Origin of the sequence: Streptomyces sp. NPDC048295 (assembly GCF_040652135.1) — a bacterium.
In the GTDB taxonomy this organism is placed as follows: Bacteria; Actinomycetota; Actinomycetes; order Streptomycetales; family Streptomycetaceae; genus Streptomyces.
The window spans coordinates 62,903-81,758 of sequence record NZ_JBEZLL010000020.1; the positions used below are offsets into that span (position 1 = coordinate 62,903).

Here is an 18,856-nt window from a genome sequence, read left to right on the forward strand (position 1 = left end):
AGAAAAGACTGTTCTTCGGACGGTACCCCAGCATTGTCACCTGCGACCGCCGGGGACGTCTGTCAAAACCCGCCTTCGAAGACTCAACGGCGGGAATCCCGTGAAAGGTTCCCGCCGCCCGCTCCGGCCGGTCCGGGCACCCCGGGTCCGGGCGAAGGGCTCCGGTAGGAGGTCAGCCCCCGTAGACGTGCGGGGCCAGCGTGCCGACGAAGGGGAGGTTGCGGTACTTCTCGGCGTAGTCGAGCCCGTAACCGACGACGAATTCGTTGGGGATGTCGAAACCGACCCACTTGCAGTCGAGCGCGACCTTGGCCGCGTCCGGCTTGCGCAGCAGGGTGCAGATCTCCAGGGAGGCGGGCTCGCGCGAGCCGAGGTTCGACATCAGCCACGACAGGGTCAGGCCCGAGTCGATGATGTCCTCGACGATCAGGACGTGCTTGCCCTTGATGTCGGTGTCCAGGTCCTTGAGGATCCGGACCACTCCGGAGGACTGGGTGCCCGCGCCGTACGACGAGACGGCCATCCAGTCCATGGTGACGGGGGTGGACAGCGCGCGCGCCAGGTCCGCCATCACCATCACTGCGCCCTTGAGGACGCCGACGATGAGCAGGTCCTTGCCCGCGTACTCCGCGTCGATCTTCGCGGCCAGCTCGACGAGCTTCGCGTCGATCTCTTCCTTGGTGAGGAGCACCGACTGAAGGTCGGTGCCCATGTCCTTCTCGTTCACCCGCGTCTCTTTCTCTGCCTGCCGGGTCCGGGGTGTTGCCCCGCACCTGCGCGGCCGCTCGCCTGCATGTCAGCCGCTTGTGCTTCAGCTCTGCCGAATGACCAGTCTGCCACCCTGCCGCATGGCTTCGACGCGACCGGGCAGGTTGATGGCGCGCTGGCCGCGCCAGCCGGTGATCAGACGGTCGACTTCCTCGATGTGCCGGGCGAAGAGCGAACCGGCCGGGGAACCCGCCTCCATGGCGGCCCGGCGCAGGACCCGGCGGCGCACGGCGGGCGGCAGCGCGTACAGCTTGGCGCACTCCAGACGGCCCGCGTCGTCCCGCACGGTGCGGTCGGCCTCGGCGGCCCAGGTGTCCAGTGCGTCGGCGTCGTCGCGGGAGAGCTGGGCGGTACGGGCCAGGGCCTCGACGACCCCTTTGCCCAGCGCCTTCTCCAGGGCGGGCAGGCCCTCGTGGCGCAGCCGGGAGCGGGTGTAGGCGGGGTCGATGTTGTGCGGGTCGTCCCAGACGGGCAGGGACTGGACGAGGCAGGCCTTGCGGGCGGTCTGCCGGTCGAGCTGGAGGAAGGGGCGGCGGTAGCGGCCGGCCGGTCCGGACGCGGCGGCCATGCCGGAGAGCGAGCGGATGCCGGAGCCGCGGGCGAGGCCGAGCAGGACCGTCTCGGCCTGGTCGTCGCGGGTGTGTCCGAGCAGGACGGCGGCGGCGCCGTGCCGCTCGGCCGCGGCGTCCAGGGCGGCGTAGCGGGCGTCCCGGGCCGCGGCTTCGGGCCCGCCTTCGTGGCCGACCTGCACGGCGACGGCCTCGACCGGGTCGAGACGCATGTCGGTGAGGCGGTCGACGACCTCGGCGGCCCGGTCGTCGGAGCCGTCCTGGAGGCCGTGGTCGACGGTGATCCCGCCGGCCCGGACGTCGAGTTTGCGGGCCTCGAAGGCGAGGGCGGAGGCGAGGGCCATGGAGTCGGCGCCGCCGGAGCATGCCACCAGCACCAGCGGGGTGCCGGGGCGCTCGGGGAGTGCGGCGCGCTGCCTGCCCGCACCGGCTTCGGCGAACTCGGGGTGCGGGGTGCGCCGGGTGTGTTCGGCGCTTCGGGTGTGTTCGGTGAGTACGTCGTGGAGTACGCGGCGGACCGCCAGGCGTATCGCCGCGACCGCAGGATGGGGACCCATGTCCGGTGCCCTTCGTGGAGTTCGGTGAGGTGCCTCGAAGTGCCGGACAGGACGTGTGCCGTCACTCAGAGTGCGTCGATGGTGACAGAGGCAAGCCGTTCATCGAGCATTGCACGCCTTCCCATGCCCCTACGGTCCCTCGGATGGGTGATTACCGGCGCGTTTTCTTCCTGTCGCCCACCGTCGGACCGGTCGCGGTCAGGACTCTGCCTTACGGTGCACCCTCGCGATCCAGTCCGCGGGCTTCGCGATCTCCGCCTTGGTGGGCAGGGTGTTCGGCGAGGTCCAGACCCGGTTGAAGCCGTCCATGCCGACCTCGTCGACCACGGCCCGGACGAATCGCTCGCCGTCGCGGTACTGGCGCAGTTTCGCGTCGAGGCCGAGGAGCTTGCGCAGCGCCTGGTCGAGGCGGCCGGCGCCGCGCGCCCTGCGCTGCTGGAACTTCTCCCGGATCTCGCCGACGGAGGAGACGACCTCGGGGCCGACGCCGTCCATCACGTAGTCGGCGTGGCCTTCGAGCAGGGACATCACGGCGGTGAGCCGGCTGAGGATCTCGCGCTGGGCGGGTGTCTGGACGAGTTCGACGAGGCTGCGGCCGCCGTCCTCGCCGTCCTCGCCCTCGGGGCGGCCCCCGGCCAGGGACTGGGCCGCCTCGCGGAGCCGCTCCAGCACGGTCACCGGGTCGACGTCGGTCTCCTCAAGGAATGACTGGATCTCGCCCTGAAGGTGGTCCCGTAGCCAGGGCACCCCGGTGAACTGGGTGCGGTGGGTCTCCTCGTGGAGCGCGACCCAGAGCCGGAAGTCGTGCGGGTCGACGTCCAGTTCGCGCTCGACGTGCACGATGTTCGGGGCGACGAGCAGCAGCCGGCCGCCGCCGTCGGCCGAGGCCGGGAGTTCGCGGGTGGCCGGGGCGAACGTCTCGTACTGGCCGAGGACGCGGGAGGCCAGGAACGACAGGAGCATCCCGACCTCGACGCCGGTCACCTTGCCGCCGACCGCGCCGAGCACCGCGCCGCCGGGGCCGCCCGGGCGCCGGTCCTGCATCTTGCCGAGCAGCGGGCGGAGCAGTTCGCGGAAGCCCGCGACATTGGCCTTGATCCAGCCGGCCCGGTCCACGACCAGGACCGGGGTGTCCTCGGGGTGGGCCCCCTCCGGGATCATCCGGGTGAAGGCGCGGACGTGCTCCTCCGAGGCCTTGGCATGCCGGCGCAGCTCCGCGACGACCTCGCGGGCCTCCTCGCGGCTGATCTCCGGCCCCGGCCGCACAAGTCGGGTCGCGGTCGCGACCGCGAGATTCCAGTCGACCATCTCGGCACCACCGATGCTCGTCATGCGTCAACCGTACGTGCTCGGGTCCGTCCGCGGTGTGGTGTTGACCGGCTCGGTGGGGGCGGGAGGAGAGGGCTGTGGCGTGGTTCCCGGCGGATCGGCGCGCGGCGTCGGATGCGGTGCGTCGCATGGCCGGGGAGCGCTCGCGCACGGGGTGTGTGCGGGTGTTCCGACGGCGCGGCGGGGTGCCGTGGCCGGCGTCGCGCGCCCGCCGGGGTCACGGGGCGGCCCTCAGCGCTGTGGCGAGGCGGTCGAGGGCGGACTGGGCACCGGAGGGGGAGGTGGTGCCGGACGCCAGGAAGGCGAAGGCGAGCAGGCGGCCCTGCCGGTCGACGACCGTTCCCGCGAGGGTGTTCACGCCGGTGAGGGTGCCGGTCTTGGCGCGGATCAGGCCGGTGCCCGCGGACCTGCCGGTGTAGCGGTCGCTGAGCGTGCCGCTGAAACCGGCCACGGGCAGGCCGGTGAGGACGGGGCGCAGTTCGGGGTGGTCCGGGTCGGCCGCGCGGGCGAGGAGGCCGGCCAGCAGTCCGGCGGTGACCTTGTCCTTGCGGTTCAGTCCGCTGCCGTCAGCGAGGTCGGCGCCCTTCAGCGGCAGGCCGAGCTTCTTGAGCTGTGCGGTGACGGCCCGTCGGCCGCCGTCGAAGTCGGCCGGTTCGCCCGCGGCGAGGGCGGTCTGCCGGGCGAGTGCCTCGGCGATGTCGTTGTCGCTGTTGGTCAGGGCGCGTTCGACCAGGGCGGAGAGCGGGGCCGAGCGGTGTTCGGCGACCTTCTCGGACCCGGCGGCCGGGCGGCCGGGCTTCGGGCCGGACCCGGTGGCGATGCCCGCGCCGTGGAGGAACCTCGCGAAGGTGCGGGCGGTGTCGCCGGCCGGGTCGTCGCTGCGCGGGGCGGGGCCGCTGTCGGTGCTGTCGAGCCTGCCCTCGTCGGTCATCAGGGCGCTGACGGGCGCGATGTTCTCGTTGGGGCCGATCGGGTGCCGGGCGGGGCCGGAGTAGCGGGAGGTGTCGTACGCGAGGCGGACCTTGTCGACGCCGCGGTCCTTGAGGGCGCGGGCGGTGTCGGTGGCCAGCCCGCGCAGGGCGGCCTTGTCGAGGGTGGGGTCGCCGCCGCCGGTCAGGACGATGCTGCGGGAGTCGGCGGAAGCCCGGACGGTCGTGGCGATGCGGTACTCGGGGCCGAGGGCGCTCAGGGCGGCGGCCGTGGTGGCGATCTTGACGGTGGAGGCGGGCGTCATGGGGGTGTCGGTGCCCTGGCCGTACAGCCGCTCGCCGCCGGCGGTGTCGATCACGACGGCGGTGCGCCGCTTGCCCAGGGCGGGGTCCTTCAGCAGCGGGCCGAGGGCGGAGCGGAGCGCGGCGGCTGCGCCGTCCGGGGCGGAGCGGGCGTCGGGGGCGGAGTTGTCGACGGCGGCGGAGAGGGGCGCGAGGACGGCCGGGGCGCTGGGTGCGGGGGAAGGTCCGGCCGGCGCGGCGGGCTCGTGATGTGCGCCACCTGTGCGGTCCCTGGCGGCGGCGAGGTCCGCCTCGGCCTTACGCTGACCCGAGTCCCAGGGTCCGGCGGCAAGGACGACGCCGGCTGCGAGCGCCAGGCCGAGGCCGGCGGAGACGGCGGTGAACTGCCGGTCGTTCAGTCCCTTCAACCTGATCACGGCGGCCCGAGGGGTGAGCCGGCTCAGTTTGTCCAGCGGGTTGACCGACGGTCTCTTCACCGGCTCGTCCACCGTTGACCAGCCCCTTTCGCGAGCACACATCTGCGTGGGGGACACTTAATCACCAGTCGTATGTGTTGATCATGGAGGAGCCACCCGTGGAGTTCGACGTCGTTATCGAGATCCCGAAGGGTTCGCGGAACAAGTACGAGGTGGACCACGAGACCGGTCGGATCCGTCTGGACCGTCGACTCTTCACCTCGACCAGCTACCCGGCGGACTACGGCTTCGTCGAGAACACCCTCGGCGAGGACGGCGACCCGCTGGACGCGCTGGTCATCCTGGAGGAGCCGACCTTCCCCGGCTGCCTCATCAAGTGCCGCGCCATCGGCATGTTCCGGATGACGGACGAGGCCGGCGGCGACGACAAGCTGCTGTGCGTGCCGGCCTCCGACCCCCGGGTGGAGCACCTGCGCGACATCCACCACGTGTCGGAGTTCGACCGCCTGGAGATCCAGCACTTCTTCGAGGTCTACAAGGACCTGGAGCCGGGCAAGTCCGTCGAGGGCGCCGACTGGGTCGGCCGCGCCGAGGCCGAGGCCGAGATCGAGGCCTCCTACAAGCGCCTTGAGGCGCAGGGCGGCGCGCACTGACCCGAGGGTCGTGACCCGGTTCCGTTTCCACGGTTCCGGGCAGGTAACGGGCGGTACTCCTTCCGAGGGGTGCCGCCCGTTCCGTATGCCCCGCCGGTCCGCGCACCGGCCTCCTGTCGTCCACGGGCGGCCCTCCCTCGTCCCCGCCCCGGCCCGTGGCCATACTGGGCACAAAGGCGCAGCCGACGAGGAGCGAGATCAAGTGGTGGCGGAACAGGGCGGTCCCGAGGACCAGAAGCCCCAGTCCGACGAGGCGCGCAGCGCCTTCGTCCCGCCGGCCGGGGTGGGGCGGCGCGCGTCCGCCTCCGAGGACGACCAGCCGACGTCGGAATTCGCCATTCCGGCAGGTCTGGCGGCCGAGCCCCAGGGGTCCGCAGCGGGTTCCGCTTCCGGTTCCGCCCCGGGTTCCGCCCCGGGAGCGGGTTCGGGTTCGGACACGATCGGTTCCGCCTTCGCCCCGCCACGCACCTACAGCGCCCAGCACTCGCCGCCCGCCTTCACTCCGGCCCACGGCAGCCCGATGATCCGGCTGACCAAGGAGGCGCCCTGGCAGGACCGGATGCGCACGATGCTGCGGATGCCGGTCGCCGAGCGCCCGGCGCCCGAGACGGTGCAGAAGCCCGACGAGACGGGGCCCGCGGTGCCGCGCGTGCTCGACCTGACGCTGCGCATCGGCGAGTTGCTGCTGGCGGGCGGCGAGGGCGCCGAGGACGTCGAGGCGGCCATGTTCGCGGTGACCCGCAGCTACGGACTGGACCGTTGCGAGCCCACGGTCACCTTCACCCTGCTGTCGATCTCGCACCAGCCGTCGCTGGTCGACGACCCGGTGACGGCGAGCCGTACCGTACGCCGCCGCGCCACCGACTACACCCGGCTGGCCGCCGTCTTCCGGCTGATCGACGACATCACCACCGAGGACGTCGAGGTCTCGCTGGAGGAGGCCTACCGGCGGCTGGCGGAGATCCGGCGCAACCGGCATCCGTACTCCGGCTGGGTGCTGACGCTGGCCGCCGGCGGTCTCGCGGGGGCGGCTTCGGTGCTGCTCGGCGGTGGTCCGCTGGTGTTCCTGGTGGCGGCGGTCGGCGCGATGCTCGGCGACCGGCTCGCCTGGCTGTGTGCCGGGCGGGGGCTGCCGGAGTTCTACCAGTTCGTGGTGGCGGCGATGCCGCCGGCCGCGCTGGGGGTGGCGCTGACCCTCACCCACTGGTCGGACGTACGGCCGGCCGCGGTCATCACCGGTGGGCTGTTCGCGCTGCTGCCGGGGCGGGCCCTGGTGGCGGGTGTGCAGGACGGGCTGACCGGTTTCTACATCACCGCGGCCGCGCGGCTGCTCGAAGTCATGTACTTGTTCATCGGCATCGTCGTCGGTGTGCTGCTGGTGCTGTATCTGGGGCTCCAGCTGGGCGCCCAGCTGAACCCCGAGGCCAGGTTCATCGCCCATGACCGGCCGGTGGTGCAGATCCTGGCGTCGATGGCGCTCTGTTTCGCCTTCGCGATCCTGCTCCAGCAGGACCGGTCCACGGTGCTGGTGGTGACTCTCAACGGCGGTGTGGCCTGGGTGATCTACGGGGCGATGGCCCGCACCGGCCATATCTCGGCGGTGGCGGCGACGGCGACGGCGGCCGGTCTGGTGGGCCTGTTCGGGCAGTTGCTCTCGCGCTACCGGTACACCTCGTCGCTGCCGTTCATCACGGCGGCGATCGGCCCGCTGCTGCCCGGTTCGGCCACGTACTTCGGTCTGCTCGCCGTGGCGCAGGGGCGGGTGAACGCCGGGCTCGCCTCGCTGTCGACCGCGGTGGCCACGGCGCTGGCCATCGCGATCGGGGTGAATCTGGGGAGCGAGATCTCCCGGCTGTTCATGCGGGTGCCGGGAGCGGTCGGCGGGGCCAACCGCCGCGCGGCCAAACGGACGCGCGGCTTCTGAGCTCCTCGGCGGGCGGGGCGTACGTCAGCGCTTGGCGTGCCGGCCGCGCTGGCCCGAGGACGGGCCGCCCCCGGCGGACGGGCCGGGGCCCTCGCCGCCGGCCGCCGCTTCCTTCTTCGACTTGGAGCGGGCCCGCAGGAACTCGATCGCGATCGGCACCACCGAGATGAGCACGATCAGGATGAGCATCGCCTCGATGTTCTGGTGGACGAAGTCGATCTTGCCGAGGGCCGAGCCGAGCAGCGTGACGCCGACGCCCCAGAGCACTCCGCCGATGATGTTGAACACGATGAACGAGCGGTAGTTCATCCGGCTCACACCGGCGATGATCGGGGTGAACGTACGCACCACGGGCACGAAGCGGGCCAGGATCAGCGACTTCGGGCCGTACTTCTCGAAGAATTCGTGCGCCTTCTCGACGTTCTCCTGCTTGAAGAGGCGGGAGTCCGGGCGCTTGAAGAGCGAGGGGCCGACCTTGCGGCCGAAGAGATAGCCCACCTGGTCACCGATGATCGCCGCCAGTGCCACCAGGAGGCAGACCAGCCAGAGCGGGGTGTCCAGCTGCTTCGTGGTCACCAGCAGACCCGTGGTGAACAGGAGCGAGTCGCCGGGGAGGAAGAAGCCGATCAGCAGTCCGGACTCGGCGAACACGATGAGGAGGACGCCGGGAAGTCCGAAGGTGTTGATCAGATAGTCCGGGTCCAGCCAGCTCGGGCCGAGCGCAAGCGTATTCAAGGGTCCGGGGCTCCTGGATCGATCGATGGCGGCTGCGTGGCCGCCCAAAGCTATCAACGCAGGATGACACCCCCGGGTTCCAGATGGCCCCCGCGAGGAAGCACACCGGGCCGGCCGGGGATGCACTCCGGATCAACCGGGACAAAGCTGTCCCCAGGAGGTGCCACGCGATGGGCATCGAGGATTACGGCGGCGGACAGACGGAACGGTCGGACGTCCTGGTCGTCACCACGAACGACGTACCGGGCTACCAGGTGACCCGGGTGATCGGAGAGGTCTTCGGCCTCACGGTCCTTCCCCAAGCTCTCGGCTGCGCTCGAACAGGGGAGACCCCGTCCGCCATCCGGGCCGCCGGATCGGCGCCGGGCTGAAGTCCATGATCGGCGGCGAGCCGAAAGGGCTGACCAAGACCCTCGTCGAGACCCGTAACCAGGCGATGGAGCGGCTCATCGAGCAGGCGAAGGCCCGGGGCGCCAACGCGGTGCTGATGATGCGCTTCGACGTGACCGAGGCGGCCGACGTGGGCACGGAGGTGTGCGCGTACGGCACCGCGGCCGCGATCAGCCGCGGCTGAGCGGGCACAGCCGCGGGGGTGGGGCGCCCGCCCGGCACCCCCACCCCCGCGGCACTCACGCCAGGCGCCGGGCGTTGGCGTCGATCGCGTCCCGCAGATGCTCGGCCAGGCCCGGCCGCATCGAGTCGTAGAAGGCGCGGAACCGCTCGTCGGACACGTACATCTCGCCGAGCCCCCGGTGCATCTCGGCGGAGCACTCGTAGAACCACTTGCCGATGTGGAGCCGGTGGGCCTCGGCCAGCTCCATCGCCCGCTCGCCGGTGGCCGGCTCCCCGGCCTCCATCAGCGCGTCGTAGGCGGCGCCCCATTCGGCGACCTCCGCCTGCATCCGCTTCCAGTCGTCCTTGGTGTACCGGGCGGCCCGGCGCTGCGACTCGGCGTACGCGTCGGTGCCGCCCCAGCGGCGTTCGGCCTCCTCGGCGTGCTCCTCGGGGTCCTTGCCCCCGAAGACCTCGAACTTCTCCTCGGGTGTGAGGTTGATGCCCATCTTCCGTGCCTCCATGGCTGTCTCGACGGCGTCGGCCATCCTTCGCAGCTCGGCGATCCGGTCGGACAGCAGCCGGTGCTGGCGCCGCAGATGCTCCTGCGGGTCCGCCCGCGGATCGTCGAGCAGTACCGCGATCTCGTCGAGCGGGAAGCCGAGCTCCCGGTAGAACAGGACCTGCTGGAGCCGGTCGAGGTCGCCGTCGTCGTAGCGGCGGTGCCCGGACCGGCTGCGCCCACTGGGCGAGAGCAGTCCGATGCCGTCGTAGTGGTGCAGGGTGCGCACCGTGACTCCGGCGAATCCGGCGACCTGTCCCACGGGGTACTCCATGACTCCCCCGCTCCCTTCCTCGATCGGGTACGTCCCGAGCCTGGGTCCTGACGTGACGTGAGGTGCAAGCCCGAATGGCCGCCACTCCAGCGCCATTCGAGGGGTTATGTACCTTTTACGCCGTTATGGTGATCCGGTGGCCACCGAATCCTCCGCCCTCGCCGGATCCGCTCCCGAATCCACCCCCGTACGACGGCTGCTGCCCGTCATCGTGCCCGCCCTGACCGTCGGGATCCTCTGCGCCCTCATCCTGCTCGGCGTCAGCCTGCTCGCGGAGAGGCTCCAGGCCGTGCTCTGGGAGACGCTCCCCGACGCGCTCTCCGTAGGCCGCTACTCCGCGCTGTGGATGATCGTGATGCTCACCGCGAGCGGGCTGGTGATCGGTCTGCTCATCCGGGCGGTGCCCGGTCACGCGGGCCCCGATCCGGCGACCACCGGGCTGGTCGATCCGCCGCTGCCGCCGGGCGTGGTCCCGGGGCTGCTGCTCGTCACGGCCCTCACCCTGGCGGGCGGGATCAGCCTCGGTCCGGAGAACCCGATCACGGCCGCCAACATCGCGCTGGCCTTCTGGCTCGGCCGCCGCTTCCTGCCGGGCACACCGGCGGAGCTCTGGCTCGCGCTCGCCGCGGCCGGCACCATCGGGGCGCTCTTCGGCACCCCGGTCGCCGCCGCGCTGATCCTCACCGAGACCCTCACCTCGCGCGCCGGACCGGGCGCGCTCTGGGACCGCCTCTTCGGCCCGCTCGCGGCGGGTGCCGCGGGCGCGCTCACCATGACCCTGCTGGCCCACCCCAGCTTCGACCTGTCGCTGCCGCCCTACACCCGCCCGCACTGGGGCGATCTGCTCTCCTCCGTCGTCATCGCGCTCGCCGGGGCGGCGCTCGGACTGCTGGCGGTGTACGCGTTCCCGTACGCGCACCGGTACTTCCTGGCCCTGAAACACCCGGTCCTGGCACTGACCGCGGGCGGGCTGCTGCTCGGCCTGCTGGGCGCCCTGGGTGGCCATCTCACCCTGTTCAAGGGGCTCGACGAGGTGAAGGAGCTCGCCGCCGACCCGAGCCGCTGGACGGCCGGGCAGTTCGCGGTCATGGCCGTGGTGAAGACGGCCGCGCTGCTGATCGCGGCGAGCTGCGGCTTCCGGGGCGGGCGGATCTTCCCCGCCGTCTTCGCGGGGGTCGCGCTGGGGTTCTGCGCCCACGCCCTCGTCCCGGCGGTGCCTGCGGCGCTCGCGGTGACCTGCGGGGTACTGGGGATCCTGCTGGCCATCACCCGGCAGGGCTGGCTGAGCCTGTTCACCGCGGCGGTGCTGGTCGGCGACGCGGCCGTGCTCCCGATGCTGTGCATCGCCTCGCTGCCCGCCTGGCTGCTGGTGACCGGGCGGCCGCAGATGCAGCTGCACGAGGACGGTACGCCGCTGAGGTGAGCCGGGCCTCCCGCCCGGCGCGCCGGATGCCCGGCTCTTCCGTATCGTCGCATCCGTATGGATTCGTCCCGCCAGGTCCGTCGGAGGTCTCCGCGATGCCCACGCCCGTCAACGTCGCCGTCATCTACTACTCGTCGACCGGAACCGTCGCCACGATCGCCAAGGCCATGGCGCAGTACGCCGAGAAGGCCGGCGCCGAGGTGCGGCTGCGCAAGGCCGGTGAGCTGGCCCCGCAGGCGGCCATCGACTCCAACCCGGCCTGGGCGGCCAACGCGAAGGCCACCGCCGACATCGCCGTGGCCTCGCCGGACGACATGATCTGGGCGGACGCGGTGATCCTCGGTTCGCCGACCCGGTTCGGCAACGTCACCTCCCAGCTCAAGCAGTTCCTCGACACCCTCGGCGGCCTCTGGCAGGCGGGCCACCTCGCGGACAAGGTCTACAGCGGCTTCACCTCCACCAGCACCGCCCACGGCGGCCAGGAGTCCACACTGCTCGCGCTCTACAACACGGTCCACCACTTCGGCGGCATCCTGGTCGCCCCCGGCTACACGGACCCGTCGAAGTTCGTCGACGGCAACCCGTACGGCACCTCGCACGTGGCCGGCCAGGGCGACATCCCGGTCGGCGAACAGACCCTGACCGCCGCCCGGGTCCAGGCCGAGCGGGTCGTGAAGTTCACCCGGGCCATCAAGGACGGCCTCGCCGCCGGGAACTGACGGCACCGCACACCGACCGGACCCCCGCGGGTCGCACAGCACCGCCGAGAGCCCAGAAGGACTGTCCGCCGATGCCTCTCCACAAGGGTTCGCCCCGGACCACGAAACCCTCCGACGCCCACCGCAGGCTCGCCCTCAACCCGTTCTACGGGGAGGCCGACCCGGCCGCCGGCATGGAGTCGGCGCCGCCCCGGCACAAGCTGCCCGACGGGCCGATGCCGCCGGCGACCGCGTACGGGCTGGTCCACGACGAGTTGATGCTCGACGGCAACTCACGGCTCAACCTCGCCACCTTCGTCACCACCTGGATGGAGCCGCAGGCCGGGGTGCTGATGGGCGAGTGCCGCGACAAGAACATGATCGACAAGGACGAGTACCCGCGCACGGCCGAGCTGGAGCGGCGCTGCGTGGCGATGCTCGCCGACCTCTGGAACGCCCCCGACCCCTCGGCGGTCGTGGGCTGTTCGACGACGGGGTCCAGCGAGGCCTGCATGCTCGCGGGGCTGGCGCTGAAGCGCCGCTGGGCGGCCAGGAACGGCGACCGCTATCCGGCGACCGCCCGGCCGAATCTGGTCATGGGCATCAATGTGCAGGTCTGCTGGGACAAGTTCTGCACCTTCTGGGAGGTCGAGCCGAGGACGGTCCCGATGGAGGGCGACCGCTTCCACCTCGACCCGCAGGCCGCGGCCGACCTCTGCGACGAGAACACCATCGGCGTCGTCGGCATCCTCGGCTCCACCTTCGACGGCTCCTACGAGCCGGTCGCGGAGCTGTGCGCGGCGCTGGACGCCCTCCAGGAGCGCACCGGTCTCGACATCCCCGTCCACGTCGACGGCGCGTCCGGAGCGATGGTGGCGCCGTTCCTGGACGAGGACCTGGTGTGGGACTTCCGGCTGCCGAGGGTCTCCTCCATCAACACCTCCGGGCACAAGTACGGCCTGGTCTACCCGGGCGTCGGCTGGGTGCTGTGGCGCTCGCCCGCCGAACTGCCCGAGGAGCTGGTGTTCCGGGTCAACTACCTGGGCGGCGACATGCCGACCTTCGCGCTGAACTTCTCCCGGCCCGGCGCGCAGGTGGTCGCGCAGTACTACACCTTCCTGCGGCTGGGCCGGGATGGATACCGGGCCGTTCAGCAGGCCTCCCGGGACGTGGCCCGCGGGCTCGCCGGACGGATCGAGGCGATCGGCGACTTCCGGCTCCTCACCCGGGGCGACCAGCTGCCCGTCTTCGCGCTGACGACCGGGCCGGACGTGACGGCGTACGACGTCTTCGACGTGTCGCTGCGACTGCGCGAACAGGGCTGGCGGGTGCCCGCGTACACCTTCCCGGCCAACCGGCAGGACCTGGCGGTGCTCCGGGTGGTGTGCCGCAACGGCTTCTCGTCGGACCTCGCCGAGCTGCTGCTGGAGGACATCGGGCTGATCCTGCCCGACCTGCGCCGCCAGCCGCACCCGATGAGCCAGGACCGGCAGGTGGCGACGGCCTTCCACCACTGAGCAGGGCCGGCGCCCGCTCACTCCTCGTCGCCGGGGTCCGCCACCCCCGTCGCGTACGGATTGCGCTGCCCCTCGGCGAGCACGCCGACGAAGGGTTCGCCCTCCCCCGCGAAGGTGTACGCCCCGCCCTCGATGCGGGCGATCAGCCCGCGCGTCCACTCGGCCCCGGCGTCCGCCGAGTGGACCCACAGGTTCATGATCTCGCCGATGTGGCCGACCGAATCGGGCCCGGCCTCCGGCACATAGTGTTCGGTGACCGTGGCCCGCCAGGCCGCGAGACCGGCGACCCGTTCCTTGAGCAGCGCGACCGCCTCGGACCGCTCCAGGTCGACGATGCCGCCGAGGGCCGCCGACAGCACGTCCGGCCTCTGGTCGTACGCGGTCAGCGCCGCGCGCAGCAGCGTGAAGTACTCCTCGTCACCCTGCGCGGTGATCTCGTACTCGGTACGGGGCGGGCCGCCCGCCGTGCTCGGGGCGGTCTCGTGGGCGAGCAGCAGCCCTTGCTTCGCCATCTGCTTCAGCGCGTGATAGACCGACCCGGGCTTGGCGTTGGACCACTCGTGCGCGCCCCAGTACTCCAGGTCGTTGCGGACCTGATAGCCGTGCGCCCGGCCGTGCTGGCGCACGGCGCAGAGGACCAGCAGCCGGATCGCGGACATCTCACCCGCCCTTCTGCTCAACTTTGATCAGAGTAGCCCCCCGCCTCGGCGACCAGCTCGAACGCGGTCCGGCCGTCCAGGGACTCCCGGATGATGTCGGCGTGCCCGGCGTGCCGGGCGATCTCCTCGACGAGATGGGCCAGCAGCCACCTCATCGAGACCCGCCCGTCCTTCGGGAACCAGGGCGCGTCCGGCAGCGGGAAGGTGTCGTCCAGGCTGGGCACCGAGCGGATGAACTCCTCCTCCTCGGCCACGACGCCGTCCCAGAACTTCAGCACCTGCTCCACCGTCTCGTCGCCGACGAGACGGAAGCCGTCCGCCCAGGTGCTCTCGTCGCGGACGGCCTCGTTCAACCGCTGCTGGGCCATCCGCAGCCAGTTCAGCTCGCACTCGGCGACATGCTTGGCCAGTCCGGAGAGGGAGAGCTCACTGGCGCTGGGGCGGCTCGCCGCCTGCTCCTCGGTCAGCCCGATCAGGGAGCGCCGGATCGCACCGCGCTGGGCCTCGATGAAGGAGAGGAACATTCCGCGCTCGTCGCCGGGTGCTTCCGAGGGAACGTGAGTGACCATGGTGTCCGCCTTGATGATCCGTGCCGGTTCTTCCTGACACCGGCCAAGCTACGGACCCTTGCGGTCAGCTGCTGTCCGCAACGGGAAGCAGGTCGTCAGAAGGGGAAGGCCGCCCGGCCGTGCTGGATGGAGATCCACTTCCGGGTGGTGAAGGCGTCGACGGTCGCCTCGCCGTTCAGCCGGCCGGTCCCGGAGGACTTCTCGCCGCCGAAGGCCACCAGCGGATCGTCCTGGACGGTGGAGTCGTTGACGTGGAACATCCCGCTGACCACGCGCCGCGCGAACCGCACCCCGCGTTCGGTGCTGCGGGTGTGCACGGCACCGCTCAGTCCGTACGGGGTGTCATTGGCGATCCGCACGGCCTCCTCCTCGCCGTCGAAGGTCACCAGCAGCGCCACCGGGCCGAATATCTCCTGGGCCAGCAGCGGGGAGTCCTCGGGGAGCCCGGCGAGCACCGTCGGCTCGACGAGGTTGCCGCGGGTCCGGCCCCGGACGAGCGCGGTGGCCCCTTCGGCGACCGCCTGGTCGACCAGGGCGGTCAGCGCGTCGGCCTGGAAGGTGTTGATGACCGGGCCGATCAGGGTCTCCGGGTCGCGCGGGTCACCGGTCCTGAGCGCGGCCACCCTGGCGGTGAACCTCTCGGTGAACTCCCGCTCGACGCGGCGGTCCACCAGGATGCGGTTGGCGGCCATGCAGACCTGCCCCTGGTACACGAAGCGGCTGAAGACGGCCGCGTCGACCGCGTAGTCGATGTCCGCGTCCTCCAGCACCACCAGGGCGCTGTTGCCGCTGAGTTCGAGGACCGTGCGCTTGAAGTGCCCGGCGGCGACCGCGCCGACATGGCGGCCGGCCCGGTCCGAGCCCGCGAACGAGATCACCTTGGGCACGGGGTGCTCGATGAACGCGTCCCCGATCTCGGCGACATCGGTGATCACGACATTGAGCAGCCCGGCGGGCAGCCCGGCGTCCGCGAAGATCTTCGCGATCAGTGTGCCGCCGACGACGGGGGCGTTCTGATTGGGCTTGACGACGACCGCGTTGCCCAGCGCGAGGGCGGGGGCGACGGACTTCATCGCCACCAGGAAGGGGAAGTTGAAGGGGCTGATCACGCCGATGACACCGACCGGCAGCCGGTAGAGGCGGTTCTCCTTGGCGTCCGCCAGGGCGGGCAGGATGCTGCCCGGCGGGCGCAGCGTCCGGTGGATCGCGTCGCGCAGGAACTCCTCGGCGGCACGGACCTCGTACTCCGCCTTGACCCGGGTGCCACCCAGTTCGTCGATGATCGCGTCGACTATGTCGTCGTGCAGTTCCCCGATGATCCGCAGCGCGCGGTCCAGGACTTCGCGGCGCTCGTACGGTCCGGTGGTGGCCCAGGCGCGCTGGGCGCGTTCGGCGGCGCGGTAGGCCAGGTCGACCTCCTGCACGGTCGCGATGGTGATCGCGGCGAGTTTCTCCCCGTTGTAGGGGTTGAAATCGATGATGTCCCACGAGCCGGTACCGGTCCGCCACTCACCGTCGATGTATTGGTCGGCCAGCTCGTAGAAGAAGGACATGCGATCCCTTAACTCAGGTGCAGACTCCGTCGAACCGTCATCGTACTGACGAATCAGATGAGTTGGAGCAGACCACGGAGCAGATCGCGGCTCTCCTCGGGCCCCGGGCTGTCCTCGTGCAGCCGCGTCATGGCCTTTTCGTACTGGGCGACGTCCTCGGCCTTGTCCAGATAGAGCGAACTTGTCAGCTGCTCCAAATAGACAATGTCCGACAGATCGGATTCGGGGAATCGCAGCATCGTAAAAGAACCGCCCTCGCCGGCATGCCCACCGAAACTGAAGGGCATGACCTGGAGAGTGATGTTGGGCTGTTCAGACATTTCGATCAGATGCCGCAATTGCCCACGCATCACTTCACGGTCACCGTAGGGTCGGCGCAGTGCCGCCTCGTCCAGTACGGCATGGAAGTGGGGGGCGCGTTCGGAGACGAGGGCCTTCTGGCGCTCCAGCCGCAGCGCCACGCGGCGGTCGATCTCGACGGCGGGCGCGGCGCCCATGCCGCGGGTGACGACCGCGTGCGCGTAGGCCTCGGTCTGCAACAGGCCGTGGATGAACTGGACTTCGTACACCCGGATGAGCGACGCCGCGCCCTCCAGGCCGATATATGTCTGGAACCAGCCGGGCAGCACGTCTCCGTAACTGTGCCACCAGCCTGCCACGTTGGCTTCACGGGCCAGGCCGAGCAGAGCGTCCCGCTCCGCGTCGTCCGTGACTCCGTAGAGCGTGAGCAGGTCCTCGACGTCCCTGGCCTTGAAGCTCACCCGTCCCAACTCCATGCGGCTGATCTTCGATTCGGAAGCCCGGATGGAGTAGCCGGCCGCCTCACGGGTGATGCCGCGCGAGTCGCGCAGCCGCCTGAGCTGCGAGCCCAGCAGGATGCGCCGCACCACCGATCCACTCGACTCGCCTGCCGCCACTGGCCCGGTCCTCCCCATCGCTTCCTGGACACCGGGGCTCCCCCCGAAACCCCAAGTGCCGGATTCTGCCATCAAAACGCTTCAGCCCGTACTCATTCGATTACGGAAATGAGAAGCCTTCCAGAAAGCTGCGAAAATACCCATGGGAAGAAATGACCAAGAACCGGCACGGGTTCGGACAGGTCAGGCGCGTGCACGTGCATCTGCCCTTGCATCTGCCCAACGCATTGGGAACCATGGGGCTCGCGCACCTGCGTGCTCGTTCGTGTTGTGCCGCTGTACCCCCCGCAGTACTGATACAGCCGCGAATCCCGGGAGTGCCTCGCATGGGGACGAATGGATCGACGATGCTCGAGCCGTTACGGCAGGGGCTTCCCCCCATCGATCCCTCAGCCGTCTCCGGATCGGCGACCTGCACCCTGCCCGCCCGGTACGAAGCGGTGGGCGGAGCACGGCGGTTCACCCGGGCGACGCTGAACGGATGGGGCCTTTCCGAGCGCTTCGACGATGTCGCACTGGTGGTCTCCGAACTCGTCACCAACGCACTGAGGCATGCCCTGCCCTCGGACAGCATCGCGCCGGATCCCCAGGATCCGCCGGTACGGCTGCACTTGATGCGCTGGAGCTCGCGCCTGGTGTGCGCCGTGCGCGACCCCAGTCGGGAGAGCCCGGTCGCCTCCGAGGCGCCGGACTGCGCCGAGTCCGGGCGCGGTCTCTTCCTCGTGGAGTCCTTCAGCGACTCCTGGGGCTGGCACCCGTCGCCGGAGCCGGAGACCCCGGGCATGCTGTCGGCACCGCGCGGCAAGGTGGTCTGGGCGCTGTTCCGGCTCTCCGACGGCGTGTGACGCGGCCGGCCTCGACGAGACCTCTCGCCTGGACCATGCCGGGCGGGAGGGCCCGCGGCCGGCGGTCCGGGCCGGACACCGGCCCGTGGGGTGCGTTCAGCCGCCCGCTATGAGGTGGTCGAACTCCCCGTCCTTCACCCCGAGCAGCAACGCCTCTATCTCGGCCGGCGTATAGACCAGCGCCGGCCCGTCGGGATGGCGCGAATTCCGCATCGCCACATCCCCGTCGGGCAGTTTCGCGAACTCCACGCAGGAACCCTGGGAGTTGCTGTGTCTGCTCTTCTGCCAGACGACTCCGCGAAGCTCTGTGGCCGCCATGCCGTTGTACACGTGGTGCACAGGACGCTCCCCGAGTTGCAAGGTGCAAGTGTCAACTGTCTCGGATCATAGCTCTGTTCAAATTTCCCTGCATGGGCAGATGCATGGGCCGATGCACGTGCACGCGGGGTGTTCTCGCGATTACAGCTTTACTCCGTACGGACCTCCACATGAACAGACGTATCCGGCGGCGTTTCGGCTCCGTCTACCCCCGTTCGAGCTCCCCATCCCGACGTTTCACGCTGATAACTTGGCCCGGTCTTTCGTCGGCAAGGGGGAATTGCAGATGCACGGAGTCGCACGTACCGGTGCCGTGATCGCCACCGGAATCCTCACCGCGGTGGCACTGACCGGCTGCAGCAGTGACGGCGAGAAGAACGACGGACCGGCCGGCGGCCCCGGCGCCGGGCGGACCACCCCGGCCCCCGGTGGCGACGGGAGCGGTTCCGGCTCGAACGCCGCCGACCTGGAGGGCGGTTGGGCGGGAAGGACCGGCGGCAAGGCGGTCGTCCTGTCGGTGTCGTCGGGGAAGGCCGTGCTCGTCACCGAGCAGCATGCCTGCACGGGCACGGTACAGGGCACGGGCAGGGTGACGCTCGCGCTGAAGTGCGTCGACGGCGGCGACGACCGCACCACGGGGTCCGTCGAGTCCAATGACGGCAGGACGGTCGTGGTGTCCTGGGGCAGCGGGGTCAGGGACACCCTGGCCAAGACCGCGCCGGGTGCGCTGCCGTCCGGCCTGCCGGACCTGGAGGGCCTGCCGACCTCCTGACGTGGACCGGACGC

General features: G+C 70.8%; 18 protein-coding genes and 1 pseudogene. 8 read left to right on the top strand and 11 right to left on the bottom strand.

The window, feature by feature from the left end; genetic code table 11:
• Positions 1 to 172: 172 nt before the first annotated feature.
• The 4 genes from hpt to dacB all read right to left on the bottom strand — a co-directional run bounded on the left by hpt (position 173) and on the right by dacB (position 4,943).
• Positions 173 to 712 carry a hypoxanthine phosphoribosyltransferase gene (hpt, locus tag AB0D53_RS27025; protein ID WP_072487175.1) on the bottom strand — a complete coding sequence of 180 codons (540 nt, stop codon included), beginning with the start codon at positions 710 to 712 and terminating at the stop codon, positions 173 to 175.
• A 99-nt stretch (positions 713 to 811) separates the two neighbouring features.
• Positions 812 to 1,894 carry a tRNA lysidine(34) synthetase TilS gene (gene tilS, locus AB0D53_RS27030; RefSeq protein ID WP_362451092.1) on the bottom strand — a complete coding sequence of 361 codons (1,083 nt, stop codon included), beginning with the start codon at positions 1,892 to 1,894 and terminating at the stop codon, positions 812 to 814.
• A gap of 198 nt (positions 1,895 to 2,092) precedes the next feature.
• Entirely contained in the window at positions 2,093 to 3,226 is a 1,134-nt protein-coding gene (locus tag AB0D53_RS27035; RefSeq protein WP_362451095.1) for a zinc-dependent metalloprotease, read from the bottom strand.
• A 214-nt stretch (positions 3,227 to 3,440) separates the two neighbouring features.
• Positions 3,441 to 4,943 carry a D-alanyl-D-alanine carboxypeptidase/D-alanyl-D-alanine-endopeptidase gene (dacB, locus tag AB0D53_RS27040; protein WP_362451097.1) on the bottom strand — a complete coding sequence of 501 codons (1,503 nt, stop codon included), beginning with the start codon at positions 4,941 to 4,943 and terminating at the stop codon, positions 3,441 to 3,443.
• Positions 4,944 to 5,029: 86 nt separating this feature from the next.
• Between dacB and AB0D53_RS27045 the strand changes: the two genes are divergently transcribed.
• Both AB0D53_RS27045 and AB0D53_RS27050 read left to right on the top strand, forming a co-directional pair.
• On the top strand, positions 5,030 to 5,524 hold the full coding sequence (locus AB0D53_RS27045; RefSeq protein ID WP_031090989.1) for an inorganic diphosphatase: 495 nt from the start codon (positions 5,030 to 5,032) through the stop codon (positions 5,522 to 5,524).
• 202 nt (positions 5,525 to 5,726) lie between these two features.
• A complete protein-coding gene (locus tag AB0D53_RS27050; protein ID WP_362451101.1) occupies positions 5,727 to 7,448 on the top strand; it encodes a threonine/serine exporter family protein in 1,722 nt (573 codons plus the stop codon).
• A 24-nt stretch (positions 7,449 to 7,472) separates the two neighbouring features.
• On the opposite strand, the gene AB0D53_RS27055 is transcribed toward AB0D53_RS27050, so the two are convergent.
• Positions 7,473 to 8,183, bottom strand: coding sequence for a VTT domain-containing protein (locus AB0D53_RS27055; protein WP_362451103.1), 711 nt, complete (start codon positions 8,181 to 8,183; stop codon positions 7,473 to 7,475).
• Between the two features lie 170 nt (positions 8,184 to 8,353).
• Here AB0D53_RS27055 and AB0D53_RS27060 point away from each other — a divergent pair.
• Positions 8,354 to 8,757 (top strand): annotated as a pseudogene (locus AB0D53_RS27060) (YbjQ family protein).
• A 55-nt stretch (positions 8,758 to 8,812) separates the two neighbouring features.
• On the opposite strand, the gene AB0D53_RS27065 reads toward AB0D53_RS27060, so the two are convergent.
• Complete coding sequence (locus AB0D53_RS27065) at positions 8,813 to 9,571, bottom strand: MerR family transcriptional regulator (RefSeq protein WP_362451106.1); 759 nt, start codon at positions 9,569 to 9,571, stop codon at positions 8,813 to 8,815.
• A gap of 136 nt (positions 9,572 to 9,707) precedes the next feature.
• Here AB0D53_RS27065 and AB0D53_RS27070 point away from each other — a divergent pair, with 136 nt between their 5' ends.
• The 3 genes from AB0D53_RS27070 (at position 9,708) to AB0D53_RS27080 (ending at position 13,209) form a co-directional block, all read left to right on the top strand.
• Positions 9,708 to 10,994, top strand: coding sequence for an ion channel protein (locus AB0D53_RS27070; protein WP_362451109.1), 1,287 nt, complete (start codon positions 9,708 to 9,710; stop codon positions 10,992 to 10,994).
• Positions 10,995 to 11,089: 95 nt separating this feature from the next.
• Positions 11,090 to 11,713, top strand: a complete 624-nt coding sequence (gene wrbA, locus AB0D53_RS27075; protein ID WP_362451111.1) for an NAD(P)H:quinone oxidoreductase — start codon at positions 11,090 to 11,092, stop codon at positions 11,711 to 11,713.
• A gap of 71 nt (positions 11,714 to 11,784) precedes the next feature.
• A complete protein-coding gene (locus AB0D53_RS27080; protein WP_362451113.1) occupies positions 11,785 to 13,209 on the top strand; it encodes a glutamate decarboxylase in 1,425 nt (474 codons plus the stop codon).
• A 17-nt stretch (positions 13,210 to 13,226) separates the two neighbouring features.
• Here the strand turns inward: AB0D53_RS27080 and AB0D53_RS27085 are convergent, their stop codons facing one another.
• The 4 genes from AB0D53_RS27085 to AB0D53_RS27100 all read right to left on the bottom strand — a co-directional run bounded on the left by AB0D53_RS27085 (position 13,227) and on the right by AB0D53_RS27100 (position 16,925).
• The gene (locus tag AB0D53_RS27085) at positions 13,227 to 13,868 is read right to left on the bottom strand and encodes a PadR family transcriptional regulator (protein ID WP_362451282.1); all 642 of its coding nucleotides are present in this window, start codon (positions 13,866 to 13,868) and stop codon (positions 13,227 to 13,229) included.
• Between the two features lie 17 nt (positions 13,869 to 13,885).
• Positions 13,886 to 14,437 carry a DinB family protein gene (locus tag AB0D53_RS27090; protein ID WP_362451115.1) on the bottom strand — a complete coding sequence of 184 codons (552 nt, stop codon included), beginning with the start codon at positions 14,435 to 14,437 and terminating at the stop codon, positions 13,886 to 13,888.
• Positions 14,438 to 14,532: 95 nt separating this feature from the next.
• The gene (locus AB0D53_RS27095) at positions 14,533 to 15,990 is read right to left on the bottom strand and encodes an aldehyde dehydrogenase family protein (protein ID WP_362451117.1); all 1,458 of its coding nucleotides are present in this window, start codon (positions 15,988 to 15,990) and stop codon (positions 14,533 to 14,535) included.
• Positions 15,991 to 16,043: 53 nt separating this feature from the next.
• Positions 16,044 to 16,925, bottom strand: a complete 882-nt coding sequence (locus AB0D53_RS27100) for a helix-turn-helix transcriptional regulator (protein WP_362451284.1) — start codon at positions 16,923 to 16,925, stop codon at positions 16,044 to 16,046.
• A gap of 329 nt (positions 16,926 to 17,254) precedes the next feature.
• On the opposite strand from AB0D53_RS27100, the gene AB0D53_RS27105 reads away from it, so the two are divergent.
• A complete protein-coding gene (locus AB0D53_RS27105) occupies positions 17,255 to 17,752 on the top strand; it encodes an ATP-binding protein (protein WP_362451119.1) in 498 nt (165 codons plus the stop codon).
• Between the two features lie 96 nt (positions 17,753 to 17,848).
• Here the strand turns inward: AB0D53_RS27105 and AB0D53_RS27110 are convergent, their stop codons facing one another.
• Complete coding sequence (locus AB0D53_RS27110; RefSeq protein WP_037690973.1) at positions 17,849 to 18,091, bottom strand: DUF397 domain-containing protein; 243 nt, start codon at positions 18,089 to 18,091, stop codon at positions 17,849 to 17,851.
• Positions 18,092 to 18,356: 265 nt separating this feature from the next.
• Here AB0D53_RS27110 and AB0D53_RS27115 point away from each other — a divergent pair, with 265 nt between their 5' ends.
• Positions 18,357 to 18,842 (top strand): hypothetical protein, encoded by a 486-nt coding sequence (locus tag AB0D53_RS27115; protein ID WP_362451122.1) that lies wholly within the window; start codon positions 18,357 to 18,359, stop codon positions 18,840 to 18,842.
• Positions 18,843 to 18,856 lie beyond the last annotated feature (14 nt).

Bases quoted from the DNA above. Each gene is read 5' to 3' on its own strand.
- hpt (WP_072487175.1), bottom strand. From the start codon at position 712: ATGGGCACCGACCTTCAGTCGGTGCTCCTCACCAAGGAAGAGATCGAC.
- tilS (WP_362451092.1), bottom strand. From the start codon at position 1,894: ATGGGTCCCCATCCTGCGGTCGCGGCGATACGCCTGGCGGTCCGCCGC.
- AB0D53_RS27035 (WP_362451095.1), bottom strand. From the start codon at position 3,226: ATGACGAGCATCGGTGGTGCCGAGATGGTCGACTGGAATCTCGCGGTC.
- AB0D53_RS27065 (WP_362451106.1), bottom strand. From the start codon at position 9,571: ATGGAGTACCCCGTGGGACAGGTCGCCGGATTCGCCGGAGTCACGGTG.
- wrbA (WP_362451111.1), top strand. From the start codon at position 11,090: ATGCCCACGCCCGTCAACGTCGCCGTCATCTACTACTCGTCGACCGGA.
- AB0D53_RS27080 (WP_362451113.1), top strand. From the start codon at position 11,785: ATGCCTCTCCACAAGGGTTCGCCCCGGACCACGAAACCCTCCGACGCC.
- AB0D53_RS27085 (WP_362451282.1), bottom strand. From the start codon at position 13,868: ATGTCCGCGATCCGGCTGCTGGTCCTCTGCGCCGTGCGCCAGCACGGC.
- AB0D53_RS27090 (WP_362451115.1), bottom strand. From the start codon at position 14,437: ATGGTCACTCACGTTCCCTCGGAAGCACCCGGCGACGAGCGCGGAATG.
- AB0D53_RS27095 (WP_362451117.1), bottom strand. From the start codon at position 15,990: ATGTCCTTCTTCTACGAGCTGGCCGACCAATACATCGACGGTGAGTGG.
- AB0D53_RS27100 (WP_362451284.1), bottom strand. From the start codon at position 16,925: ATGGGGAGGACCGGGCCAGTGGCGGCAGGCGAGTCGAGTGGATCGGTG.
- AB0D53_RS27105 (WP_362451119.1), top strand. From the start codon at position 17,255: ATGCTCGAGCCGTTACGGCAGGGGCTTCCCCCCATCGATCCCTCAGCC.
- AB0D53_RS27115 (WP_362451122.1), top strand. From the start codon at position 18,357: ATGCACGGAGTCGCACGTACCGGTGCCGTGATCGCCACCGGAATCCTC.